The organism is Acidovorax sp. BoFeN1, from assembly GCF_003345135.1.
In the GTDB taxonomy this organism is placed as follows: domain Bacteria; phylum Pseudomonadota; class Gammaproteobacteria; order Burkholderiales; family Burkholderiaceae_C; genus Acidovorax; species Acidovorax defluvii.
The window spans coordinates 20,706-42,626 of sequence record NZ_QOZT01000017.1; the positions used below are offsets into that span (position 1 = coordinate 20,706).

Annotated in this window: 24 protein-coding genes; 7 read left to right on the plus strand and 17 right to left on the minus strand. The window is 61.5% G+C overall.

All coding sequences use genetic code 11. The features are described 5' to 3' along the window. Positions 1-325: 325 nt before the first annotated feature. The 3 genes from DTW89_RS19500 to DTW89_RS06430 all read right to left on the minus strand — a co-directional run bounded on the left by DTW89_RS19500 (position 326) and on the right by DTW89_RS06430 (position 2,941). Positions 326-1,144: a helix-turn-helix domain-containing protein gene (locus DTW89_RS19500; RefSeq protein ID WP_201740956.1), complete on the minus strand. Its 819-nt coding sequence runs from the start codon at positions 1,142-1,144 to the stop codon at positions 326-328. 95 nt (positions 1,145-1,239) lie between these two features. Further along, positions 1,240-1,503 carry a hypothetical protein gene (locus DTW89_RS06425; protein WP_114655338.1) on the minus strand — a complete coding sequence of 88 codons (264 nt, stop codon included), beginning with the start codon at positions 1,501-1,503 and terminating at the stop codon, positions 1,240-1,242. Positions 1,504-1,606: 103 nt separating this feature from the next. Next, on the minus strand, positions 1,607-2,941 hold the full coding sequence (locus DTW89_RS06430; protein WP_114655339.1) for a tyrosine-type recombinase/integrase: 1,335 nt from the start codon (positions 2,939-2,941) through the stop codon (positions 1,607-1,609). Between the two features lie 437 nt (positions 2,942-3,378). On the opposite strand from DTW89_RS06430, the gene DTW89_RS06435 reads away from it, so the two are divergent. Both DTW89_RS06435 and DTW89_RS06440 read left to right on the plus strand, forming a co-directional pair. Continuing rightward, positions 3,379-4,611: a multidrug effflux MFS transporter gene (locus tag DTW89_RS06435; RefSeq protein WP_114655340.1), complete on the plus strand. Its 1,233-nt coding sequence runs from the start codon at positions 3,379-3,381 to the stop codon at positions 4,609-4,611. A gap of 107 nt (positions 4,612-4,718) precedes the next feature. Continuing rightward, positions 4,719-5,858 (plus strand): HD-GYP domain-containing protein, encoded by a 1,140-nt coding sequence (locus DTW89_RS06440; RefSeq protein ID WP_114655341.1) that lies wholly within the window; start codon positions 4,719-4,721, stop codon positions 5,856-5,858. Between the two features lie 99 nt (positions 5,859-5,957). Here the strand turns inward: DTW89_RS06440 and DTW89_RS06445 are convergent, their stop codons facing one another. Continuing rightward, entirely contained in the window at positions 5,958-7,838 is a 1,881-nt protein-coding gene (locus DTW89_RS06445; RefSeq protein ID WP_114655342.1) for a DEAD/DEAH box helicase, read from the minus strand. 326 nt (positions 7,839-8,164) lie between these two features. Further along, entirely contained in the window at positions 8,165-8,743 is a 579-nt protein-coding gene (gene orn / locus DTW89_RS06450) for an oligoribonuclease (protein ID WP_114655358.1), read from the minus strand. Between the two features lie 38 nt (positions 8,744-8,781). On the opposite strand from orn, the gene DTW89_RS06455 reads away from it, so the two are divergent. The 3 genes from DTW89_RS06455 to rsgA are packed head-to-tail and all read left to right on the plus strand — an operon-like array spanning position 8,782 to position 11,384. Next, positions 8,782-10,089 (plus strand): M48 family metallopeptidase, encoded by a 1,308-nt coding sequence (locus tag DTW89_RS06455; protein WP_114655343.1) that lies wholly within the window; start codon positions 8,782-8,784, stop codon positions 10,087-10,089. Then, complete coding sequence (locus DTW89_RS06460; protein WP_114655344.1) at positions 10,086-10,421, plus strand: 4a-hydroxytetrahydrobiopterin dehydratase; 336 nt, start codon at positions 10,086-10,088, stop codon at positions 10,419-10,421. Before DTW89_RS06455 ends, DTW89_RS06460 begins: the two co-directional genes overlap by 4 nt. Before the next feature lie 18 nt (positions 10,422-10,439). Beyond that, positions 10,440-11,384, plus strand: coding sequence for a ribosome small subunit-dependent GTPase A (gene rsgA / locus DTW89_RS06465; RefSeq protein WP_114655345.1), 945 nt, complete (start codon positions 10,440-10,442; stop codon positions 11,382-11,384). A 39-nt stretch (positions 11,385-11,423) separates the two neighbouring features. Here the strand turns inward: rsgA and DTW89_RS06470 are convergent, their stop codons facing one another. The 6 genes from DTW89_RS06470 to rpsP all read right to left on the minus strand — a co-directional run bounded on the left by DTW89_RS06470 (position 11,424) and on the right by rpsP (position 15,483). After that, positions 11,424-12,410 carry a CobD/CbiB family protein gene (locus DTW89_RS06470; protein ID WP_111866106.1) on the minus strand — a complete coding sequence of 329 codons (987 nt, stop codon included), beginning with the start codon at positions 12,408-12,410 and terminating at the stop codon, positions 11,424-11,426. Between the two features lie 58 nt (positions 12,411-12,468). Next, positions 12,469-13,188 carry a CoA pyrophosphatase gene (locus tag DTW89_RS06475; RefSeq protein WP_201740957.1) on the minus strand — a complete coding sequence of 240 codons (720 nt, stop codon included), beginning with the start codon at positions 13,186-13,188 and terminating at the stop codon, positions 12,469-12,471. Between the two features lie 97 nt (positions 13,189-13,285). Further along, positions 13,286-13,672, minus strand: a complete 387-nt coding sequence (gene rplS, locus DTW89_RS06480) for a 50S ribosomal protein L19 (protein ID WP_024814321.1) — start codon at positions 13,670-13,672, stop codon at positions 13,286-13,288. 127 nt (positions 13,673-13,799) lie between these two features. Continuing rightward, positions 13,800-14,558, minus strand: coding sequence for a tRNA (guanosine(37)-N1)-methyltransferase TrmD (trmD, locus tag DTW89_RS06485; protein ID WP_114655346.1), 759 nt, complete (start codon positions 14,556-14,558; stop codon positions 13,800-13,802). Between the two features lie 28 nt (positions 14,559-14,586). Further along, on the minus strand, positions 14,587-15,156 hold the full coding sequence (gene rimM, locus DTW89_RS06490) for a ribosome maturation factor RimM (RefSeq protein ID WP_114655347.1): 570 nt from the start codon (positions 15,154-15,156) through the stop codon (positions 14,587-14,589). 75 nt (positions 15,157-15,231) lie between these two features. Then, positions 15,232-15,483: a 30S ribosomal protein S16 gene (gene rpsP, locus DTW89_RS06495; protein WP_024814318.1), complete on the minus strand. Its 252-nt coding sequence runs from the start codon at positions 15,481-15,483 to the stop codon at positions 15,232-15,234. A 147-nt stretch (positions 15,484-15,630) separates the two neighbouring features. Between rpsP and DTW89_RS06500 the strand changes: the two genes are divergently transcribed. After that, entirely contained in the window at positions 15,631-16,152 is a 522-nt protein-coding gene (locus DTW89_RS06500; protein WP_024814317.1) for a GNAT family N-acetyltransferase, read from the plus strand. Positions 16,153-16,408: 256 nt separating this feature from the next. Next, entirely contained in the window at positions 16,409-16,855 is a 447-nt protein-coding gene (locus DTW89_RS06505; RefSeq protein ID WP_024814316.1) for a hypothetical protein, read from the plus strand. 81 nt (positions 16,856-16,936) lie between these two features. Here DTW89_RS06505 and DTW89_RS06510 read toward each other — a convergent pair whose 3' ends face one another. The 6 genes from DTW89_RS06510 to DTW89_RS06535 form a co-directional block, all read right to left on the minus strand. Next, positions 16,937-17,947 (minus strand): inorganic phosphate transporter, encoded by a 1,011-nt coding sequence (locus tag DTW89_RS06510; RefSeq protein WP_024814315.1) that lies wholly within the window; start codon positions 17,945-17,947, stop codon positions 16,937-16,939. An 18-nt stretch (positions 17,948-17,965) separates the two neighbouring features. Continuing rightward, positions 17,966-18,613, minus strand: coding sequence for a DUF47 domain-containing protein (locus DTW89_RS06515; protein ID WP_114655348.1), 648 nt, complete (start codon positions 18,611-18,613; stop codon positions 17,966-17,968). A 148-nt stretch (positions 18,614-18,761) separates the two neighbouring features. After that, positions 18,762-19,124 (minus strand): DMT family protein, encoded by a 363-nt coding sequence (locus DTW89_RS06520; RefSeq protein WP_024814313.1) that lies wholly within the window; start codon positions 19,122-19,124, stop codon positions 18,762-18,764. A gap of 182 nt (positions 19,125-19,306) precedes the next feature. Continuing rightward, the gene (locus tag DTW89_RS06525) at positions 19,307-20,035 is read right to left on the minus strand and encodes an ABC transporter ATP-binding protein (protein WP_114655349.1); all 729 of its coding nucleotides are present in this window, start codon (positions 20,033-20,035) and stop codon (positions 19,307-19,309) included. 2 nt (positions 20,036-20,037) lie between these two features. Beyond that, positions 20,038-20,820: an ABC transporter ATP-binding protein gene (locus DTW89_RS06530; RefSeq protein WP_024814311.1), complete on the minus strand. Its 783-nt coding sequence runs from the start codon at positions 20,818-20,820 to the stop codon at positions 20,038-20,040. Between the two features lie 20 nt (positions 20,821-20,840). After that, on the minus strand, positions 20,841-21,917 hold the full coding sequence (locus DTW89_RS06535; protein WP_024814310.1) for an ABC transporter permease subunit: 1,077 nt from the start codon (positions 21,915-21,917) through the stop codon (positions 20,841-20,843). Between the last annotated feature and the right edge of the window lie 4 nt (positions 21,918-21,921).

The window sequence follows — 21,921 nt, forward strand, 5'->3', positions numbered from 1 at the left end:
ACGGGCCACGCAAGGCGGCCATTTATGCGTATGGGGCGGATTGGGCCGTCCTCTCGGCAAGCCCAAATGCGCAGCGTTTGCTGTGCGCGGCTCAGGTGTCCGGCGGCCTCGCTAGTGGGCAGTGCAGCGCGGGTTTCTTGCGCCAGTGGGGTAAGCAGTTGGTGTGCCATCGTTGAGTCCCTTTCGGGTTTGTTGCGATGGCTGTATTGGCTTGCTGCAACCCCGGCTGCACGCAATATGCAGCCCCTTGCAATTTGCAAAAAGCCTTATTTCATGCGGGTTGCGCAGGGGTTGTTGCAGCCCCTATGCAACCCCATGGATTGCACTATTTCTTGATTCCGGCGCGCCGCAAAACCTTTTCAATGGTCGGGCGGGACACATTAAATTGCTTCGCCATGGCATTGACGGGTGCTCCTCGCCCACGGTTATAAAGGCGCTGAATTTCGGCCTTGTCGACTTCGGTTAGCTTGGGCGGCGTGCCCTTGCTTGTGTCGGGCGCATCGCTGGCGCTGTCTGACACGGGCGCGGGCGTTGCGGCCTGGGGCTCTGGCTTCATCTCTGGCCGGGCCACACTCCAACGATACGGCGCACCTTGCTTTTCTAGCCATGCATTCACATCGGAAGGCGTAACCAATTCATAAAAGGCCCTCACATCCCCATCAGTCCTGGGCAAGTCTGTATGCGGGTGACGGACAACAAGCGCACGACTTGATGCGGCTTCCAGTAGCGCGTTTTCGAGGCTGCCCCGTGCGCCATCGTGCCACTGTTCCTGTTCGGCAATTGCAGCGGCGGCATTCTCCAGCGTCCAATAGTCTGGCCCGCTTCCATGCGGTGTAAGGCGCAGTTCTATGCTTCTTTCAGCAAGGAAAGACCGTAAATCTTGAGGCAGCATTACGGCGCTTTGCAGGCTTGCACCATGCGGGAATGTGTGCGGACTCAGTCCGGCACGGTTGCGCACCTTTAGCTGTCCATCATGTACGGCGCGGGGTAATTCCTTATCCAGATTGATGCGGGCGGCGGCATAGCTCGTTAGCTCATGGTCGCCTGGATGCATGGCCTTCGCCATCAGGTGCGCCAGCTCAGAAAAGCGAACGGTCTTGCTTTCTTCTACTGCCAGCCAATACGGTAGCGTCTTGTTATTCATGGGCACCCCCTCAGTGCAGCCCTGAAAAGGAACCCCAGCAGGCGGGCAGGGAAACCCGCTTTTCAGTTCGCGGGCCTAGCTGGGGCAAATGGGGTTTATTTGTCTGTCGGGTCGAATAGCTCCAGCGTCCGAAGCGCAGCGGAAAAAACCCCTATGGTGTCGTTTGACCCTGTCGGATGGATGGGCCTCATGTGGTCGGGCAGGTCTTGGGCGGCATCCTTGTACAAACTGAAAACATCAGTTAGGCGCTCAATTTCCCCGTAGCTTTCAAGCCCAATATGCAATGCATGTCGGATGGTTCGCAGGTTTTCGAGCATGTTCGTTGCGTCCATGTCCAGCTTAGAATTTTCAATAGCCATGATGAAAATCGTTCTTTCGTTGTGGTCAGGGGCTGCTCTGGTGTTCCTGCACCTTGCAGCCCCGCCTGTTTTGCCCTGGGTGAAACGCGCCAGGGCTTCGCGTTTAACTTGCCACCACACGCAGCGCACCGGGCGCGGCCTTGGCATCAAACACAATCCCGGCCTGCTCCAAAATCCACGCCTCTATGCGCTCATGGTGTACGCGCAGCAGGTCTAGCGGGCGCACGGTGTAGTGCTTTTCAGCGGTTGCGCTGGGCTTGTGGCCCATGATTTGCGCCACCACGCCAGCGGGAATTTCGAGCCACTCCGTCAGGCTTTTGAATGAACGGCGCAGGCCATGCAGAGTTAACCCCTCGATACCAGCCACAGCACAGGCGGCATTGTGTGGGGCTCTCGGGATGCTCAGGGTCTGCCCTTCTGTGTCCTTACCCCGTGCGGTGCTGGGAAACACCCAGTCACTACGGCGCGGCAGGGAATGCAGCAGGTGCGACACGTAGGGCGTCAGGGGTATCACGCGCTCGCCCTCCACCTTATCGCGGATGGTCAACCCCTTCCACTTGGTGTTGACGTCCTCCCAGCGCAGCCCCAGCACCTCGCCCGGCCTTGCGCCAGTCAGCACCAGCACTTGCAAGTAAGCTGCGGCGATAGGGTTGCCGATTTTTTGCACAGCATCGAACCATGCGCGCAGTTGCTCTTTCAGCAGTGCATCCTGCTTCACCCCGGCTTTGCCCAATGCCTCGCGTGCTTTCTTTGTCTTAGCAGGGTTCACGCTGGGCAGCACCGGCGCATATTCCGGCTGTTCTGCGCACCAGCTCAAAAAGGCTTTCAGGCAGCGCCATGCCAGCCGGGCAGACGTTGGGCGGGTCTGTGCCTCGCGTGCGGCCCATGCCTCGATAACGGGCGCTGTCAGGTCACGCAGCGCAAGCCCCATCAGCGGATGCAGCGGCCCGGCCACAGTCACGCCACGGCCACGGGTGCCACGCTTGGAAACCTCGCCCCCGGCTTGAACCAGCTTCACATGGTCTGCATGGTGTCGTTCCCCCCAGTGCGGGCAGCGGTCCTCAAGGTACACGGCCCACACCTCGCCCACGGTAACGGCTTGGACGGCGGCGGCGGCCTTTGCGGCGGCTTTGTCTGCCTGTTGCTGGCGCTCTATCTCGCGGGGGTCTTGCCCACTGTCCACCAGCACCTTCAGGCGCTGCGCCTCGCCTCGGGCCTTTTCAATCAGCCAGTCTGTAGCGGTGCCTATGTTGATGCGGATGGTGTCGCCGTTCAGGCGCGACTCAAACACGTAGGTTTTGCGGCCCGTGGGCGTCACGCGCAGCGCCAGCGCGGGGGTGTCGGTGTCCCATAGGAAAGCCTGTGATTTGCCGGGCGGGCAGGTGAAGGCGTCAACCCTGCCAGCGGTCAGCCTCACGCGGTTTTGTAGCTTGCTCATGGCACCCCCTGAAAATCTGTAGGCAATCTGTAGGCAAATGCCTCATATATACACATGTGCAAATCAACAGTTCATCGCTTAAAAACTTGCGTAACGTGTTGATTTACATAGATTGTACCCACACCAATCAACAGGGGCAAATATATATTTACTCCGACTCTTAATCCGTAGGTCGAGTGTTCGAGTCACTCAGGACCCACCAAACTGCAAAACCCCGCTGTCTTCAAGATGGCGGGGTTTTTTCATTTACGGCGCCTGCCTGCCCGGCCGCTCCCACATACGAGGCGCGAGGCGCAGCACACAACGCTCAGAGCTGCGCCCAAAGCCCGGATCAAAGCGCTCGCCGATAATGGATCCGACCCGTGCGCCGGACAACGCAATCGTCACTCCCGCTGATGCGGGTAACTTCCATTCATCCTGCACATCCAAAGTCCTTCATGAATCCACAAGCCCACCTGCTATGGCGTGCACCCCGTTGGGCACTGGCGGTGCTGCTGGCCTTGCTGGGCATGCTGGGGCCTTTTTCGATCGACACGTACCTTCCGGCGTTCTCGGGCATTGCCTCGGCCTTGGGCGCCACGCCGGTGCAGATGCAGCAGACGCTCTCTGCGTATCTGTTCGGCTTTGCCTTCATGAATCTCTTTCATGGCGCGCTGGCAGACAGCTTTGGCCGCAGACCCGTGGTGTTGGCCGGCATTGCAATGTTCACCATTGCATCGGCCGGGTGTGCGCTCTCGCAGAGCATTGAACAACTGGTGCTTTTTCGCGCCTTACAAGGCCTGTCAACCGGCGCTGGCATTGTGGTGTCTCGTGCGGTGATCCGCGACATGTTCCCACCCGCCCAGGCACAGAGGGTCATGAGCCAGGTCACCATCTACTTTGGTGTCGCGCCGGCCATTGCCCCCGTCGTGGGTGGCTGGCTGTTTGTGCATCTTGGCTGGCACAGCATTTTCTGGTTCCTGACCCTGGTGGGGGTTGCGCTCTGGATCGCCAACCTGCGGTTCCTGCCCGAAACCCTGCATGCGGACCACCGCCAGCCCTTCAATGTTCCGCACCTGATGCGGGGCTATTGGCAACTCGGCTCCAGCCCGCGCTTCCTGCTGCTGGCCCTCGCCAGCGGGGTGCCGTTCAATGGCATGTTCCTGTATGTGCTTTCAGCCCCTGCCTTTCTGAGCGACCACCTGGGGCTCGCACCCACGCAGTTTTTCTGGTTCTTTGGCCTGACCATCTGCGGCATCATGGGTGGAGCATGGCTGAGCGGCCGGTTGGCGGGGCGGGTTGCGCCCAAGCGGCAGATTCAGCATGGCTTTGTCATCATGTGCGTTGTTGCGGTTGTCAACGTGATCGCGAATGCTGTTTTCACTGCACACGCAAGCTGGGCGCTCTTTCCCATCGCCGTGTTTGCGTTTGGCTGGGCGTTGATGGTGCCGGTGGTGACCTTGCTGGTACTGGACCTCTACCCGCAACGGCGCGGCATGGCATCGTCTTTGCAGGCGTTTGTGGGGTCCACCGCCAACGGGGTGGTGGCCGGTGTGGTGGCGCCGCTCGTGATGCACTCCACGTTGTGGCTGGCGGTGGCATCGCTGTTGATGATGGGCATCGGCATGCTGGCCTGGTTCTACCTGCACCATCGCTGGCCCGAAATCGGACGCACCTCTGAGCCAGGCTGACTCAACGGTATGTTCAATCGTCGGTCACTCTGCAACAATCGTCCAGAGGCGCCCCACCCCCGCAAAGGATTCACGACCCAAACAATGCGATCAACCAAGGTTTGGCCATGCAACTATTGAAACTGGTGGAGTCCGAGATCCAGATGGATGTTGCGCTGCCGTGGAACGTTCGCAACCACGATTGCGCCCTGCTTCTCGCACGGGGGCACATCGTCAGCAGCGAGGCCCAGATGCAGGCCTTGCTTGAGCGTGGCATCTACGTCGACCTGGAGGAAAAGCGGGCAGTAGAAGCCCTTTATGTCCCCAAGTCAGGGCCGGTAAAAAGTATTTACACGCGCTGGGCCGATACCGTCGACACCCTGGAAACACTGGTGCACGAGTTGCCGCATGCGCCGGAATTCCCCGCCAACATAGAAAAACTGGCGCAGGAGTTGATCACGTTGGCCGACCTGGATGCCGATATCGCCATCTTCCTGGCGGTCCGCCAGGACCAGGCCAGGCACCTGCGGTATGGTTACAGCCACAGCGTCTACACCGCTCTGCTGTGCATCCTGATGGCGCGGCGCATGGAGTGGACCGCCGCACGTGTTCGCCTCATCACGCTGGCCGCCCTCACCATGAATGCCAGCATTGCCGACTTGCAGGGTCAGATGGCGAGCCAAGACTATCCCGTGCTGGACCGGCAACGCACCCAACTGCGCACACATCCCATCGATAGTGCCGCATTGCTCGCCAAGGCAGGCATCACCGACGCCGCATGGCTGGAGGCCATTCGCCAACACCATGAACAGGGTAATGGCAGCGGCTACCCCAGGGGCTTGACGCAAATCGATGAACTCGCCCAGATGCTGCGCATGGCCGATATTTTCATGGCGCGCATCAGCCCCCGGGCAATCCGCGCACCCATGATTGTCCAGGATGCCGCCCGCCAGATGTTTCGGGACGACAAGGGGGGAGCGATGTCGTCCGCCATCATCAAGGTACTGGGCATCTACCCACCGGGCAACCTGGTGAAACTCGCCTCTGGTGAGCTGGGCGTGGTAATGCGCCGTGGCACAGAAGCTCGCACACCTTTGGTGGCCGCCGTCACCGACGCACAGGGCCGCAGCGTCACCACCACCCTGCATCGCAACACCGCAGACCCTGCCCATGCCATCACCGGCCTCGCAGCAGACGACAAACACCTGCTTTCGCGGGTGCCCCCCGAGCGCCTTTATGGCTATGCACAGGCGTGCGCGCTGACCTGAGCGTGCGCGGCGGCCCCACAGCCGCCACCCCTGACGAAAAAAGGGCTGGCCCCTTTCGGAACCAGCCCTCTTCAACTCGTCAGCAATTCTGCAGACAACTCAGCGTGCAGGGCGCGCTGGGCGTTTGCGGGCATCATGGGGCACAAAAGGCTTGCCACCACCAGCACCTGCCGGCTTGGAGAAAGCGGGCTTGCGGGGAGCGAAGTCACCGCGAGGTGCGCCAGCATCGCCACGGGGGGCAAAGCCAGCACGGCCAGCGTCGCCAAACCCAGGCTTGCGGCCAAACGACTCGCCATCACGGCGGGGCGCAAAACCACGGTCACCACCACGGTCGTCACGGCCAGCAAAGCCGCCGCCACCGCCGCCTTCACCACGGGAGGCAGGAGCGCCACGGTTGTCACGACCAGCAAAGCCGCCGCCAAAACCACCGCCGAAGCCACCACGGTCATTGCCGCCACGTGCGGGACCACCGAAGCGGCCGCGCGACTGGTTGTCACGGTTGTCATACGAACGGCCAGGGGCGCCACGGCCACCACCACCGAAATCGCCACCGCGAGGTGCCTGCGGCGCGCGCTGCGAGGGCTCCATGCCAGGAATCACTTCGGCCTTGAACTGCTGGCGGCTGTACGACTCAATGTCGTAGATTTTGCGGCGATCGCGGAACTCGGCAAACGTGATGGCCAGGCCATCGCGGCCCGCACGGCCGGTACGGCCAATGCGGTGGGTGTAGTCCTCGGCCTTCATGGGCAGGCCGAAGTTGAACACGTGGGTAATGGTGGGTACGTCAATACCGCGTGCCGCCACATCGGTGGCCACCAGGATCTGCACCTGGCCAGCGCGCAGCGCCATCAAACGGCGGTTGCGCAAACCCTGGCTCAGGGCGCCGTGCAGGGCAACGGCCGAGAAGCCTTCCTGCTGCAGGTCGTTGGCCAGGCCGTCGCACTCCACCTGGGTGCTGGCAAAAACGATGGCCTGGTTGATTGTGGTGTCACGCAGCCAGTGGTCGAGCATCTTGCGCTTGTGCTGGGCGTTGTCGGCCCAGTACAGCATCTGCTTGATGTTGGCGTGCTTCTCTTGCGGAGAATCGATGGTGACCTTCTGCACCGACGAACCACCGTCATGCATCACGCGCATGGCCAGCTGTTGGATGCGGGGCGCAAACGTGGCGCTGAACATCATGGTCTGCTTGCGCTGGGCGGTCAGCTGGTTCAGCTCGGCCAGGTCATCCGAGAAGCCCAGGTCGAGCATGCGGTCGGCTTCGTCGACAACCAAAAACTGCACCTTGTCGAGCTTGATCTGCATCGAGCGCTGCAGATCCAGCAGACGACCAGGAGTGGCCACCACGAGGTCTGCATTTTGCAGCTTGGCGATCTGCAACTGGTAAGGCATGCCACCCACCACGTTGGCCACGCGCAGGCCACGGCAATGCTTGACCAGATCGATGGCGTCGTGTGCGACTTGCTGTGCCAGTTCACGGGTAGGGCACAGGATCAGGGCGCCGGGGGTGGCGGCCTTGAAGTTGCGCGAGCTCGTGGGGTCCTTGCGCTTGGCGCGCTTGGGAGCGGGTTCGCCACGGGCAGCGGCTTCGGCCACAGCGCGGTCGAAGGCGGCGCGCTCTTCGGCTTCGGCTTCGGCTTGCTGGTTGATCAGCGTATGCAGCACGGGCAGCAGGAAGGCGGCAGTCTTGCCGCTACCCGTCTGGCTGGAAACCATCAGGTCGATGAACTTGGAGGCATCGCTGCCCATTGCCAAGGGAATGGCCTTGAGCTGCACGCTGGTGGGCTGGGTGTAGCCCAGATCGGCCACAGCCTGCACCAGTTCAGGGGCCAGGCCCAGCTCGATGAAACCATTGGGCTCAGCAGTGACTGCCTCGCTGGTGGATTCAATGGAAGTGTCAAGGGTGGACTGCTCGGCAATAACGGCAGCAATAGAAGTATCTGCAGGCGCGAAATCGCCCTGCACCAAAGTGGTGTCGGTCATGAATTTTTCTCTCACGAAGACGGTCGCAAGCGTAGCCCGCGATGGCTTCGTCAATGGTTAAAAAACATCAACCATCAAACGAAACCTGCATGCGCTCTGGGCGGATGCTGGTGGGCGTTGTTCGCCAGTCCTGCGCTGTCTGAGACAGCCGGCTGGCAAGCCCGGTGTGTGAGGGGAGATGCACAATCTGCGTACAGTTTCCTGCGCAGCCCGCAATTATCGCATGAATAGGGGTTTCCCCGCAAGCCCCCCCCCCACCCTGTTCATCACAAGCCGCCTTGTAGGTGGCTTGTGATCCGCCACTGCAACGGGGCGTCCAGCCAGCGTCAAACGGACAGCAGGTGCTTGCGATAGTGCGCCAGCTCGTCAATGCTTTCATGCACATCGGCCAGGGCGGTGTGCTTTTGCGCCTTCTTGAAGCTGCTGTAAGCCTCGGGCTTCCAGCGCTTGGCAAGCTCCTTCAGGGTGCTCACATCCACGTTGCGGTAGTGAAAGAAGCGCTCCAGCTTGGGCATGTAGCGCACCAGAAAGCGCCGATCCTGTCCAATGCTGTTGCCACACATGGGCGCGGTGCCCTTGGGCACGTAACGGGCCAGAAATTCCAGTATCTGTTGCTCGGCCTCGGCCTCGGTCACAGCAGAGGCTTTCACCTTGTCGATCAGGCCGCTGCGGCCGTGCGTGCCCTTGTTCCAGGCGTCCATCTTGTTCAGCAATTCGTCTGCCTGATGAATGGCAAACACAGGGCCTTCGATGCGTGGCTCCAGTTGGGGGCCTGTCACGATCACAGCGATTTCCAGCAGTCGGTCGGTATCGGGCTCCAGGCCGGTCATTTCGCAGTCCAGCCAGACCAGGTTCTGGTCCGATTTGGAAAGCACGGGGGGTACGGGGTTGTTGGCTTCAGACATGGCGGGCATTGTCGCTGATGGCCTAAACTCGCGCCCACATGCCTATCTCCGACGCTTTTTCGCCCTCCAGTGCCCTCACCATCGCCTTTGCCGCTGCGATTTGTGCCGGTCTGCTGCTCAAATTCTGGCTGACTTCACGCCAGATTCGCCATGTGGCCCAGAACCGATCCAGCGTGCCCGACGCCTTTGCCGCGCGCATTTCACTGGCAGCCCACCAAAAGGCCGCCGACTACACCATCACCAAGGCACGCTTGAGTTTGCTGGAGATGGCGCTGGGCGCCGCTGTGTTGATGGGCTGGACGCTGCTGGGCGGGCTCGACGCCCTGAATCAGGCCCTTTTGGGTGCATTGGGCGGTGGCATGGTGCAGCAACTGGCACTGCTGGGAGCGTTTGTCGTCATCAGTGCGGCCGTCGACCTGCCGGTCACGCTGTACCAGACCTTCGTGATCGAGCAGCGCTTTGGCTTCAACAAGATGACGCTGGCACTGTGGCTGGCGGATCTGGCCAAATCCACCCTGGTGGGCACCCTCATCGGTCTGCCGATTGCGGCGCTGATCCTTTGGCTGATGGGCGCTGCAGGGCCATCGTGGTGGCTGTGGGCCTGGGGCCTGTGGATGGCATTCAACCTGCTTTTGATGGTGATCTACCCCACCTTCATTGCCCCCCTGTTCAACAAGTTCCAGCCACTCGAAGACGAATCGATCAAAACCCGCGTCACGGCGCTGATGCAGCGTTGCGGCTTTGCGGCCAAGGGTCTGTTCGTGATGGATGGCAGCCGCCGCAGCGCCCATGCCAACGCCTATTTCACCGGCTTTGGCGCCGCCAAGCGCGTGGTTTTTTATGACACCCTGCTGCGCCAGCTCTCGCCAGGCGAAGTAGAAGCCGTACTGGCCCATGAGCTGGGACACTTCAAGCACCGCCACATCCTCAAGCGTGTGGCCAGCCTATTTGCCCTGAGCCTGGCCGGCTTTGCCCTGCTCGGTTGGCTCTCCACCCAAGTATGGTTTTACACGGGGCTGGGCGTGCGCCCCTACATTTCCCTTGATCTGGCGGCGCCTTCAGTGCCCAACGATGCGCTGGCCCTGCTGCTGTTCCTGCTGGCAGTGCCCGTTTTCACGCTGTTCATTGCGCCCGTTTTTGCAGGGCTTTCGCGTCGCCACGAATTTGAAGCCGACGCCTATGCAGTGGCCCAGACCAACGGGGCCGATCTTTCCACTGCGCTGCTCAAGCTCTACGAAGACAACGCCTCCACACTCACCCCCGACCCGGTGTATGTGAAGTTCTACTACTCGCACCCGCCCGCTACTGAACGGCTGGCACGCATGCCATCGTCCGCCCAACCATGACCACAATGCTGAAGAAGAAAGACTGGTCGGCGCATAACCGACGTGCGCTGACAGCTACGGAAATAGTAGCAAACCTGGCCAAGATCGAAGGCTGGTCCCTCAGCGGTGATGGCGCCCAGGTGGCCATCGAAAAAACCTACCATTTCGCCAACTACTACGAAACCATTTCCTTCGTGAATGCCGTAGCCTTTGTGGCCAACGCACAAGACCACCACCCGGACCTGTCAGTGCAGTTCAACCGCTGCGTGGTGCGCCTGAACACGCACGACGTGCAGGGCATCTCTGCCACCGATTTCGATTGCGCGTCCCGGTTCGACGCCCTGCTGGCATGAACCCCACCGCGTGCTCCCATGACTGAACGCAGCGCCCTCATGGAAGGATTTGTGGTGGCCGGACACGGGCGCCACTGCATGGTGGAGACCGCCGACGGTCAGCGCCGCATCTGTCATCCGCGCGGCAAGAAGAGCCAGGCCGTCGTGGGCGACCGGGTGCTGTGGCAGGCCCCTCCGAAAGGCCAGGGCGAAGAAGGCACCATCGAAAAAGTGCTGGAGCGACGCAACCTGTTTTACCGTCAGGACGAGATCCGCACCAAGTCCTTTGCTGCCAACCTCGATCAGATCCTGATCCTGATCGCCGCCGAGCCGGTGTTTTCCGAAAGCCAGCTGGCCCGCGCCCTGATCGCAGCGGAGGCCGCTGGCATCAAGCCCCTGATTGCGCTCAACAAGAGCGATCTGGTAGAGCCCTTTGCCCGCGCTTGGGAGCGCCTGCTGCCTTACCGCCACATGGGCGGCGGGCACCACTATGGCGTGCTGCCGCTGTCGTTGTCGCTGTCGGGGGACGTGGACCGCGCCCTGCTGATGCAACACCTGCAGGGCAAAACCACCCTGGTGCTGGGGCCCTCGGGCTCGGGCAAGAGCACGCTGATCAACCTGCTGGTGCCGGGCGCCACCGTGCTGACGGGCGAGATCTCACAGGCTTTGAACTCGGGCAAGCACACCACCACCAGCACCAACTGGTATTGGGTGGACAGCGCCCGCACCACTGCCTTGATCGATTCGCCAGGCTTTCAGGAGTTTGGCCTGCAGCACATCGCGCCCATGCAACTGGCGTCGTGCATGCCCGACATTGCGGCCCACGCCACCGACTGCAAGTTCTACAACTGCTCACACCTGCACGAACCGGGCTGCGGCGTACTCACCGCACTCAAAAACGGCACCGGAGCAGATGGAATAGGTGCAAATCGCTACAAAATTTATAGCGACCTGTTTGCCGAATTGAGCCACACCCGCTACTGAGCCACATCCCACATTGGCCGCCCGGCCCGGGGTATCCGGTCAACCCAGCAGGCGGGCCAAGGTCAACAGCGCCAGCAGCAGCATCCACACCACCACGGAGCGCCAGACCAGGCCCACCACGCTGCGCAGATGCCCCACCTCCGGCTCGCGGCCGGGAGTGCTGTCGCTGTCACCCATGTCAGCCTCTATTTCAAGCCCCTGTGGTGTCTGCAGATCGGCGCGGGCACGCAGGGCCTCGCCGCCAAGGCGCACATTGATGGCCCCCGCCGTGGCGGCCAGCACCACGCCATCGTTGTCATTGGGAAAGCGCTGCGCATGAAAGCGCCAGCCCTCGATGGCCTCTTCAAAACTGCCCACCACGGCAAAACTCAACGCAGTCATGCGCGCGGGCAGCCAGTCGATGATGGTCCAGGCCCGCACCGAGGCTTGCTGCAACGACTGGCTGGCAGGTTGTGCGCCCGAGCGCTCCCTGTGATGCCAGTGGCGCGAGACAAATTCGGCCAGCCGGTACAGCACCGCACCACTAGGCCCCAGACCCAGTGCAGCCAGCACAGAAAACCATGCCAGCACACCAAACACATGCCGGTGCGCCGCCAACACCGAGTATTCGATCACATGGCGCACGATCTCGCTGCGCGGCAGCGCGCCGACATCCACCTGCTGCCAATGGGCCAGGCGCTCACGCGCACGATCTTCATCGCCCTCTTCCAGCGCATCACGGATGCCGGTGAAATGGTGGCTGAACTGGCGAAACCCCAGGGTGACATACAGCACCGCCACACTCCAGACCACCGCAAACGGCCATCCCAGCAGCAACATCAGCAACCAGTGAATTCCGAGGGTGACCAGCGCCGGTACCAGCACAGCCAGACCCCAAGCCACCCAGCCGTGGTGCGGCTTGCCCGCGTCAAAGTTGCGGCTGACTGAAAGGGCCCACGCGCGGAGCCCCGCGTGGATGGGGTTGGTGCGAGCCAGAGGACGGGCCTGCTCGATCAGCAGAGCGAACAGGATGGCAAAGAAACTCATGGAGGGCAATGATACTGGCGTAGCGTGCATTTGGGCCGCACGAGCGCTCGCCCCGCCATCACGCCAGCATGAATCGATAAAAATTGCGCAACATACCGGCCGTGGCACCCCAGATATAACGATTCTTTTCGCCATCCTGATAGGGCATGGAGAACCACTCGCGGCGCACACCCTCCCACTCGAACATATGGCGCTGATGGTGGGCAGGATTCAGCAAAAACGCCAGGGGCACCTCGAACACATCGGCCACTTCGTAGGGGTTGGGGTGCAGCACGCAGTCGGGCTGCACCAGCGCCACCACCGGGGTGATGATGAACGATGAACCGGTGACATAGGTGGGCAGCACGCCCAGCACTTCGACAAAGCGCCGCTCCAGGCCCACTTCTTCCTCGGCCTCGCGCAAGGCCGTGTCAGCGGTGGAGACATCTTCCGCGTCCGCCCGTCCACCGGGAAAAGCCACCTGGCCCGAATGGGTGGACAGGTGCGCCGTCCGCTGCGTCAGCAGCACCATGGGCTGCTCGCGCAGCACGATAGGCACCAGCACGGAGGCGTGGGCAGGCTGGCGATTCATGAATTTCTTTTCCAGCACCACCTCAGGCGTCCAAAGCGGTGGGTGGGCAAAGCGCGCCCGCAGGGCCTGCGGTGTCTGTGCGTGTAGCGGAACAGCGGGCAGATGCGCATCCACCCCCACCACCGGAACGGCACGGGGATCAAAATCGGGCAGAGTCGAAAGCGACGCAGGCGTGACCGATGGAGCAGGAATGGGCGACGGATTCACGACAAGCCAGGAACACACGGCACAAGGGCCGCAAAAAACAAAAAGCCGCTACAGGCAGATGCTGTAGCGGCTCCGGTCAGGGGAAGTTGCCTGTGCCTTATGCGGCGACGGGTGCAGCCACCTTGACACGCGAAGGCAGCTTTTCCTTGATACGTGCCGACTTGCCGCTGCGCTCACGCAGGTAGTACAGCTTGGCGCGGCGCACGTCACCACGGCGCTTGACTTCGATCTTGGCGATCAGGGGGCTGTAGGTCTGGAAAGTGCGCTCCACGCCTTCGCCGCTGGAAATCTTGCGCACCGTGAAACCGCTGTTCAGGCCGCGATTGCGCTTGGCAATCACCACGCCTTCGTAGGCCTGCACGCGCTTGCGCGTGCCTTCAACCACGTTCACGCTCACGATGACCGTGTCGCCAGGGGCAAACACGGGAATGGTCTTGTTCAAGCGGGCAATTTCTTCCGCTTCCAGGGTCTGGATCAGGTTCATTTTGGTGTCCAACGATCTTGTCCGCGCCAAAAATGGCTGCGTCGGGATTGACGTCTCAGTGTTTTGCGGGAGAACTCCCTGTCAAAACGGCCGGGCAGAGGATCGAAAAGCCTTTGATTATAGCAATTCAGCCGAGCTTGGCCAATACCGCTTCATCGGCGGGTACCAAGCGCCCCGCCTTGCGCGCAGCATCGATCAGGTCGGGCCGGTGCTTTGCGGTGATGGCCAGGCGCTGATCGCGCCGCCAGCGCTCAATCTGCGCGTGGTGCCCGGACATCAGCGGCGCGGGCACCGGGCGCCCCGCCCATTCCTCGGGGCGGGTGTAGTGGGGGCAATCGAGCAGGCCATCGAGCGCCGGATTGAAGCTGTCGAGCTGGTGGCTGCCCTCATCGTTGAGCACGCCGGGTTGCAACCGCGCCACGGCATCCAGCAAGGCCATGGCCGCAATTTCACCACCCGACAGCACGAAATCGCCCAGGCTCATCTGCACATCGACATGGGCGTCGATGAAGCGCTGATCGATGCCTTCGTAGCGCCCACACAACAAAACAGCGCCCGCACTGGCCGACCAGCGCTCTACCGCCGCGTGGTTAAGGGTTTCGCCGATGGGCGAAAAAAGGACCAGCGGCGCCTGGGCGTCTTCGGGTTCGCCGCGTTCGGCCCGGATGGCGGCAAGGCACCGCGCCAGCGGTTCGGCCAGCATCACCATGCCGGGGCCACCGCCAAAGGGGCGGTCGTCCACGCGACGGTAGTTGCCTTCGGCATGGTCGCGCGGATTCCACAGATGCACATCGACCTGCCCGCTGGCATAGGCGCGGCGGGTTACGCCGCCGGCCAGAAACGGCGCAAACAACTCCGGGAACAGGGTGATGATGTCAAAACGCATGGTGCGCGGCTCGCCGGAGCCAGGCCGGTCAGTAGTCAGGCTGCCAGTCAACCGTGATGCGTTTCTCGGGCAGATCCACCTTGTCGACAAATGCCGAGACGAACGGAATCATGCGCTCCAGGGACTTGCCGTCCTGCTCATAGGCTAGCACCAGCACCGTCTGCGGGCCGGTGGACATCAGCTCCTGCACCTGGCCCAGCTCCACGCCTTCGCGGTTGACAACCTGAAGACCGATCAAATCGACCCAGTAATACTCGTCTTGCGTGGTAGCAGGAAAGCTCGAACGGGGCACAAAGATGCGCGCGCCACGCAGCGCCTCTGCGGCATCACGGTCATCAATGCCCTGCGCCCAGGCCACCACCGTGTCGGAATGGACCTTGGACTGGCGAATCAGCAACAGCACCGTGCCAGAGAATGTCTTGGCCCCGCGCTCGGAGGGCTGCAAATACCAGCGCTTCGCCGCAAACAACGCCTCTGCATTGGCACTGTGGGACAACACCTTGAACCAGCCCTTGACGCCCCAGGCGTCGGCAATGCGCCCGACCTCAACAGCATCGGCAGGGAGTTCGGCGGGTTCGAGCGTCAGGGGTGCGGCCATGGTGTACCTCGTGAAAAAAAGAAAAGGGCGGGTTCCGCCGGGCAAGCCAACGGAACCCGCCCTTTTCGGGGGACTTTAAGCAGCCTTCTTGGCGGCTTGCTTGATCAGGCGGTCCACCGTAGGCGAAGACTGGGCGCCCACGCTCTTCCAGTACGTCAGACGGTCTTGCACGATGCGCAGGCCTTCTTCGTTTTCCTTGGCGGTGGGGTTGTAGAAACCGATGCGCTCGATAAAGCGGCCATCACGGCGCACGCGCTTGTCGGCAACGACGATGTTGAAGAAAGGACGACCTTTGGAGCCGCCGCGGGAAAGTCGAATGACGACCATGATTTATCCTTCGGGTGGTGAACTCCGGCAACATTTGCCTTGAGCCACAGTATTTGCAACCATATTCGCAACGCTTGAGACACGCGACATGGCCACCCGGCCAGCGACACGCTGCAAAGCCCGCGATTATATCCATTTCCCCCTTTCATGCCCAATATTCGTCCCAGCACCGACAGCGATATTCCCGCCATCACTGCCATTTACCAACACCATGTGCTGCACGGCACGGGCACATTCGAGATCGATCCCCCCACCGAAGCCGACATGGCGACACGCCGCGCGGACGTGCTGGCGCGCGGTCTGCCTTGGCTCGTGGCCGAAAAAGAAGGGCAGATTCTGGGCTTTGCCTATGCCAACTGGTTCAAGCCACGACCGGCCTACCGCTTCTCGGCCGAGGACTCGATTTATGTGGCCGACAGCACACGCGGCATGGGCGTAGGGCGCAAGCTGCTGGCAGAACTGGCGTTGCAGGCCGAAGCCGCCGGCGTGCGCAAGCTGCTGGCCGTGATTGGCGATTCGGCCAACGCCGGTTCGATCGGATTGCACCGTGCGCTGGGCTTCACCGACGTGGGCACCCTGCGGTCGATGGGCTGGAAGTTCGGCGCCTGGCGCGACATCGTGCTGATGGAAAAGACCCTGGGCGCCGGCGATACCACTTCGCCAGAATAATCGGGGCATGAAACATTACCCCCACGCTCCCCACTTCGTGTGGTCGCTGCCCCCCAAGGGGGCCGCTTTTCATCTTGGGGCGGCCCGGCGATGAAAAATAACCCCCACGCTCCCCACTTCATGTGGTCGCTGCCCCCCGAGGGGGCCGCTTTTCATCTTGGGGCGGCCCGGCGATGAAAAATAACCCCCACGCTCCCCACTCCGTGTGGTCGCTGCCCCCCGAGGGGGCCGCTTTTCATCTTGGGGCGGCCCGACGATGAAAAACAAAACCGTGGCGGCCTGGCTCGCCTTTGTGGGCGGGCCTTTGGGCCTGCACCGCTTTTATCTGCATGGCCTTTCCGACATGATCGGCTGGCTGCTGCCCATTCCCACGGCACTGGGCCTGTACGGCATCCAGCGGGTGCAGGCGCTGGGGCAGGATGATCACTACAGCTGGGTGCTGATCCCGCTGCTCGGGTTCACCATCGCAGGCTGTGCGCTGCAAGCCATTCTGTATGGCCTCATGGCCCCCGAGAAATGGAATGACCGCTTCAACCCGGCGGCCGCACCGGACGCACCTGCTGGCCGCACCCGGTGGGCCACCATTTTCGCCATCGGCCTCGCGCTGATGATCGGCACGACCGTGTTGATGGCCAGTCTGGCGTTCAGCTTTCAGCGCTACTTTGAATACCAGATCGAGGAAGCACGCAAGATCTCTCAATAACGGCTGATTTCAAGCAAAAAAAGCTGCAAGCGCTTTATTGACAAGCGCCTGCAGCTCTTTTTTTGATAGCAAATTGCAGAATCAATACAGCTGTAGACTGACCCAGTAGGCAATGGCCGCAACGAAGGCGCTGGCCGGAATGGTCAGAACCCAGGCCCAGATGATGTTGCCCGCCACGCCCCAGCGCACCGCGCTGGCGCGCTGCGTGGAGCCCACGCCGACAATGGCGCCGGTGATGGTGTGCGTGGTGGACACGGGAATCCCCATCGCGGTGGCCAGGAACAGCGTCATCGCCCCGCCCGTCTCGGCGCAGAACCCGCCCACGGGCTTGAGCTTGGTGATTTTCTGCCCCATCGTTTTCACGATGCGCCAGCCACCGAACATGGTGCCCAAACCGATGGCCAGGTAACAGCTCACGATGGTCCACGTGGGCGGAGAGGCATCCGCGGTCGACGCATAACCCGTGGCGATCAGCAGCAGCCAGATGATGCCGATGGTCTTTTGGGCATCGTTACCACCGTGCCCGAGGCTATAGGCTCCGGCCGATACCAGTTGCAGGCGGCGAAACCACTTGTCCACCCTGCTGGGGCGTGCGCGCCTGAACATCCATGACACCGCAACCATCATCAGCGAGCCCAGCAAAAAGCCCAGCAATGGCGACACAAAAATGAAGGCCACCGTCTTGAGGATGCCGGTGGACACCAGCGAGCCGGCACCCGCCTTGGCGATCACGGCACCCACGATGCCGCCAATCAGCGCATGCGAGGAGCTGCTGGGAATGCCGTAGTACCAGGTGATCACGTTCCAGGTGATCGCCCCCACCAGCGCGCCAAACACCACATGGGTGTCCACCACGCCCGGCTGGACAATGCCTTTGCCCACCGTGGCCGCCACGCTCAGGTGAAAGACAAAAATGGCCACCACGTTGAAGAACGCGGCAAACAGGACGGCCTGGGCAGGTTTGAGCACGCCGGTGGACACCACCGTGGCGATCGAATTGGCGGCGTCGTGAAACCCGTTCATGAAATCGAACAGGAGCGCCAAGACAACGAGCAGAACCACAACCCACAGGGCTGCTTGTACGGTTTCCATGTTGATCCGCCCGGTTGGTCAGGAGTTTTCGAGGACGATGCCCTCGATGCAGTTGGCCACGTCCTCGCACTTGTCGGTGATGGTCTCCAGCAGCTCGTAAATGGCCTTGAGCTTGATTACCTCGCGCACATCGGGCTCTTCGCGAAACAGCTTGCTCATGGCGCTGCGCATCACGCGGTCGGCATCGCTTTCGAGGCGGTCGATTTCTTCACAGGTCTTGAGCGCGGCTTCCGCCACGGCCGGGTCCGCAATCTTGCCCAGCAGCTTCACGGCGTCGCGCAGACGCTCGCAGCATTTAAGGCTCAGATCGGTCAGGCGCGTGATCTCCTCGGTCATGTGGTGCACGTCGTACAGCGCCATGGTCTCGGCCGAATCCTGGATCAGGTCGGCCACATCGTCCATGGTGTTGATGAGCGAGTGGATCTGCTCACGGTCGATCGGCGTGATGAACGTCTTGTGGATCAGCCGATTGACATCCTGGGTGACGCGGTCGGCAGCGCGCTCTGCGTTGTCCACGTCCTGGTTGTACTTGTCGCGCAGGTGGGGATCACTGTAGTTGGCCACCAGCTGCGAAAAGGCCCGGGCGGCCTCGACGATGCGGTCCGCATGCTGGTTGAACATTTCGAAAAAATTGCCTTCGCGCGGCAATAGCTTGCCAAACAGCATGGGAGCTCCTAGGACGGATCGGAATAAAAATGGCCACTTACCATCCGTTCATGACGGAAAAGTGACCAATTTGTGACATTTAAGAATGCGCGAAGTTTAACCGCCCGCCAATTCACGCCCGGCGCAGACGCTGCGCGCCACACCAGAATCACCCGCTGCGGAAGATGAAATACACCGCACCCAGCATGCACAGGCCCGCCCACAGGTAGTCCCATTTCAGGGGCTGGTCGAGATAAAACACCGCAAAAGGCACAAAAACCGACAGCGTGATGACTTCTTGCAAGATCTTGAGTTGCCCCACATTGAACTGCGTGTAGCCGATGCGGTTGGCAGGCACCTGCAGCAGATACTCGAACAGCGCAATGCCCCAACTGACCACTGCCGCCATGTACCAGGGCGATGTGGCCATGTTCTTCAAGTGGCCATACCAGGCAAAGGTCATGAAGACATTGCCGGCCACCAGCAACATCACGGTTTGCAGACCAACGGGAAGCGATTGCAGATAGTTCATGGACACCATGCCATAGAGCGATAAAAACAAAATACAAGCCAAATACGGCTCTAGCCCTTATTGAATAAGCGCAAATAGCTATAAATAATATAGCATTTTATATCCACCACGCGGTCACAAAAAAAGGCACTGCCGCCACGGCAGTGCCTTTGAAAGAACGCCAGCGCCCAAGGGCGCCTCGCTCACTCGCCCAGGTAGGCGGCGCGCACGCGCGGGTCGCTCAGCAATTCCTGGCCAGGGCCGGTCATGGTGATCAGACCCGACTCCATCACATAGCCGCGGTCGGCAATGGCCAGTGCGCGGCTGGCATTTTGTTCGACCAGCAAGATGGTGACGCCGAGCTGGTACACGTCGCGCACCACCTCAAAAATCTTGTCCACCATGATGGGCGACAGGCCCATGGAGGGCTCGTCGAGCAGCAGCACCTTGGGCTGGCTCATCAGCGCGCGGCCCATGGCCAGCATTTGCTGTTCACCGCCCGACATGGTGCCGGCCAGCTGGTCCTTGCGTTCGCGCAGGCGCGGGAAGATGGTGAACATCTTCTCGATGTCAGCCAGGATGCCCGCCTTGTCCTTGCGGATGTAGGCGCCCATCTGCAGGTTTTCAGTGATGGTCATGCGGGCGAACACGCCGCGGCCTTCCGGCACCATGACCAAGCCCTTTTTCACCAAGTCCCAGGCGCCTTTGCCTTTGATGCTCTCGCCCAGGTATTCGATGTCGCCATCGTTGATGGGCAGTGTGCCGGTGATGGCCTTCATGGTGGTGGTCTTGCCCGCGCCGTTGGAGCCGATCAGCGACACCAGCTCGCCTTCGCGCACTTCAAAGTCCACGCCCTTGACGGCCTGGATACCGCCGTAGGCCACCTTCAGGCCCTTGACCTGCAGCAGTACCTTGTTGGATTTCTCGGCCATTCTCAATGTCCTCCGGTGCCCAGATAGGCCTCAATCACTTTTTCGTTCTTCTGCACGGTGGCAGGGGTGCCTTCGGCAATCTGCTTGCCGTAGTCGAGCACCGTCACGCGGTCGCACAGGCCCATCACCAGCTTCACGTCATGCTCGATCAGCAAGATGGTGCGGTTGTCGTTGCGAATGCGGTCGATCAGCTCGCGCAGCTGCACCTTTTCGGTGGCGTTCATGCCGGCGGCGGGCTCGTCCAGCGCGATCAGCTGGGGGTCGGTGGCCAGGGCCCGGGCAATCTCCAGGCGGCGTTGGTCGCCATAGCTCAGGGTGCGCGCCTTGTAGTCGGCAAACTTGCCAATGCCCACGTATTCAAGCAGCTCTTGCGCCCGCTTGGCAATGGCGGCCTCTTCTTCCTTGAAGCTCTTGGTGCGCAGCACGGCGCCCAGCAGGCCCGATTTGGTGCGGATATGGCGGCCCACCATCACGTTCTCCAGGGCCGTCATTTCGGCGAACAGGCGAATGTTCTGGAAGGTGCGGGCGATGCCCGCCTTGGCCACTTCGTGCACGGCGGTGGGCTCGTAGGGCTTGCCGGCCAGCTCGAAGGTGCCGCTGTCGGGGGTATAGAGGCCGGTGATCACGTTGAAAAACGTGGTCTTGCCAGCACCGTTGGGGCCGATCAGGCCATAAACCTGGCCGCGTTCAATGGTGATGCCCACGTCGGACAGCGCCTGCAAGCCGCCAAAGCGCTTGGAGATGCCGGCAACCCGCAGCACCACATCTTTGTTTTGTTCTGCCATGTTTTCGCTCTCTGTGGTGTTCAGGTCTTCTGTGTGAGGCTCTTGCCGCGCTCGGGCGCTGGCCACAGACCACGGGGACGCAACAGCATGATGACGATCATGGCCAGCGCGATGAGCAGCTGGCGCAGGATGGCAGAGTCAATGCGCCCGTCGGTCATGGCCTGCAGCGGGCCGGCCACATAGCGCAGCACCTCGGGCAGGGCCGACAGCAGCACGGCGCCCAGGATCACGCCCGGAATGTGGCCAATGCCGCCCAGCACCACCATGGCGACGATCATGACCGACTCCATCAGGCTGAAGGATTCGGGCGAGACAAAGCCCTGAAAGGCACCGAACATGGCGCCCGACACGCCGCCGAACGAGGCCCCCATGCCAAAGGCCAGCAGCTTCATGTTGCGCGTGTTGATGCCCATGGCCTTGGCGGCGATTTCGTCTTCGCGGATGGCCATCCAGGCGCGGCCGATGCGCGAGTCCTGCAGGCGGTAGCAAATGATGACGCTGACGACCACCAGCACCAGGAACAGGTAGTAGTAGAGCGTGACGGAGTTGATGTCAAAGCCAAACAGCTCCAGCCGCTTGCCCAGATCGAGCCCGAAGATCTTGACCGAGTCGATCTGGCCCATGCCCTTGGGGCCGTTGGTCAGGTTGACGGGGTGATCGAGGTTGTTCAGGAAGATGCGGATGATTTCGCCAAAGCCCAGGGTCACGATGGCCAGGTAATCGCCGCGCAGCTTGAGCGTCGGAGCCCCCAGCACCGCCCCGAAGATCGCCGCCACCAGCGCCGCCAGTGGTATCACGAGCCACAGCGAGGTGTGCAGCCCGTTGGGAAACATGGCGGCAAATGCCGCAAAGTTGTCCGCCAGGTGCGGCGATGCCATCAGGGCAAACAGGTAGGCACCCACGGCATAAAACGCCACATAGCCCAGGTCGAGCAGGCCGGCATAGCCGACCACGATGTTCAGGCCCAGGGCCAGCATCACATAGAGCAGCGCCAGGTCGGCAATGCGCACCCAGGCGTTGCCGAAATATTGCAGGATCAGTGGCAGGACCAGCAGGGCAATGCCGCCCAGGATCCAGTTGAGTTTGGTGTTTTTCATGGTC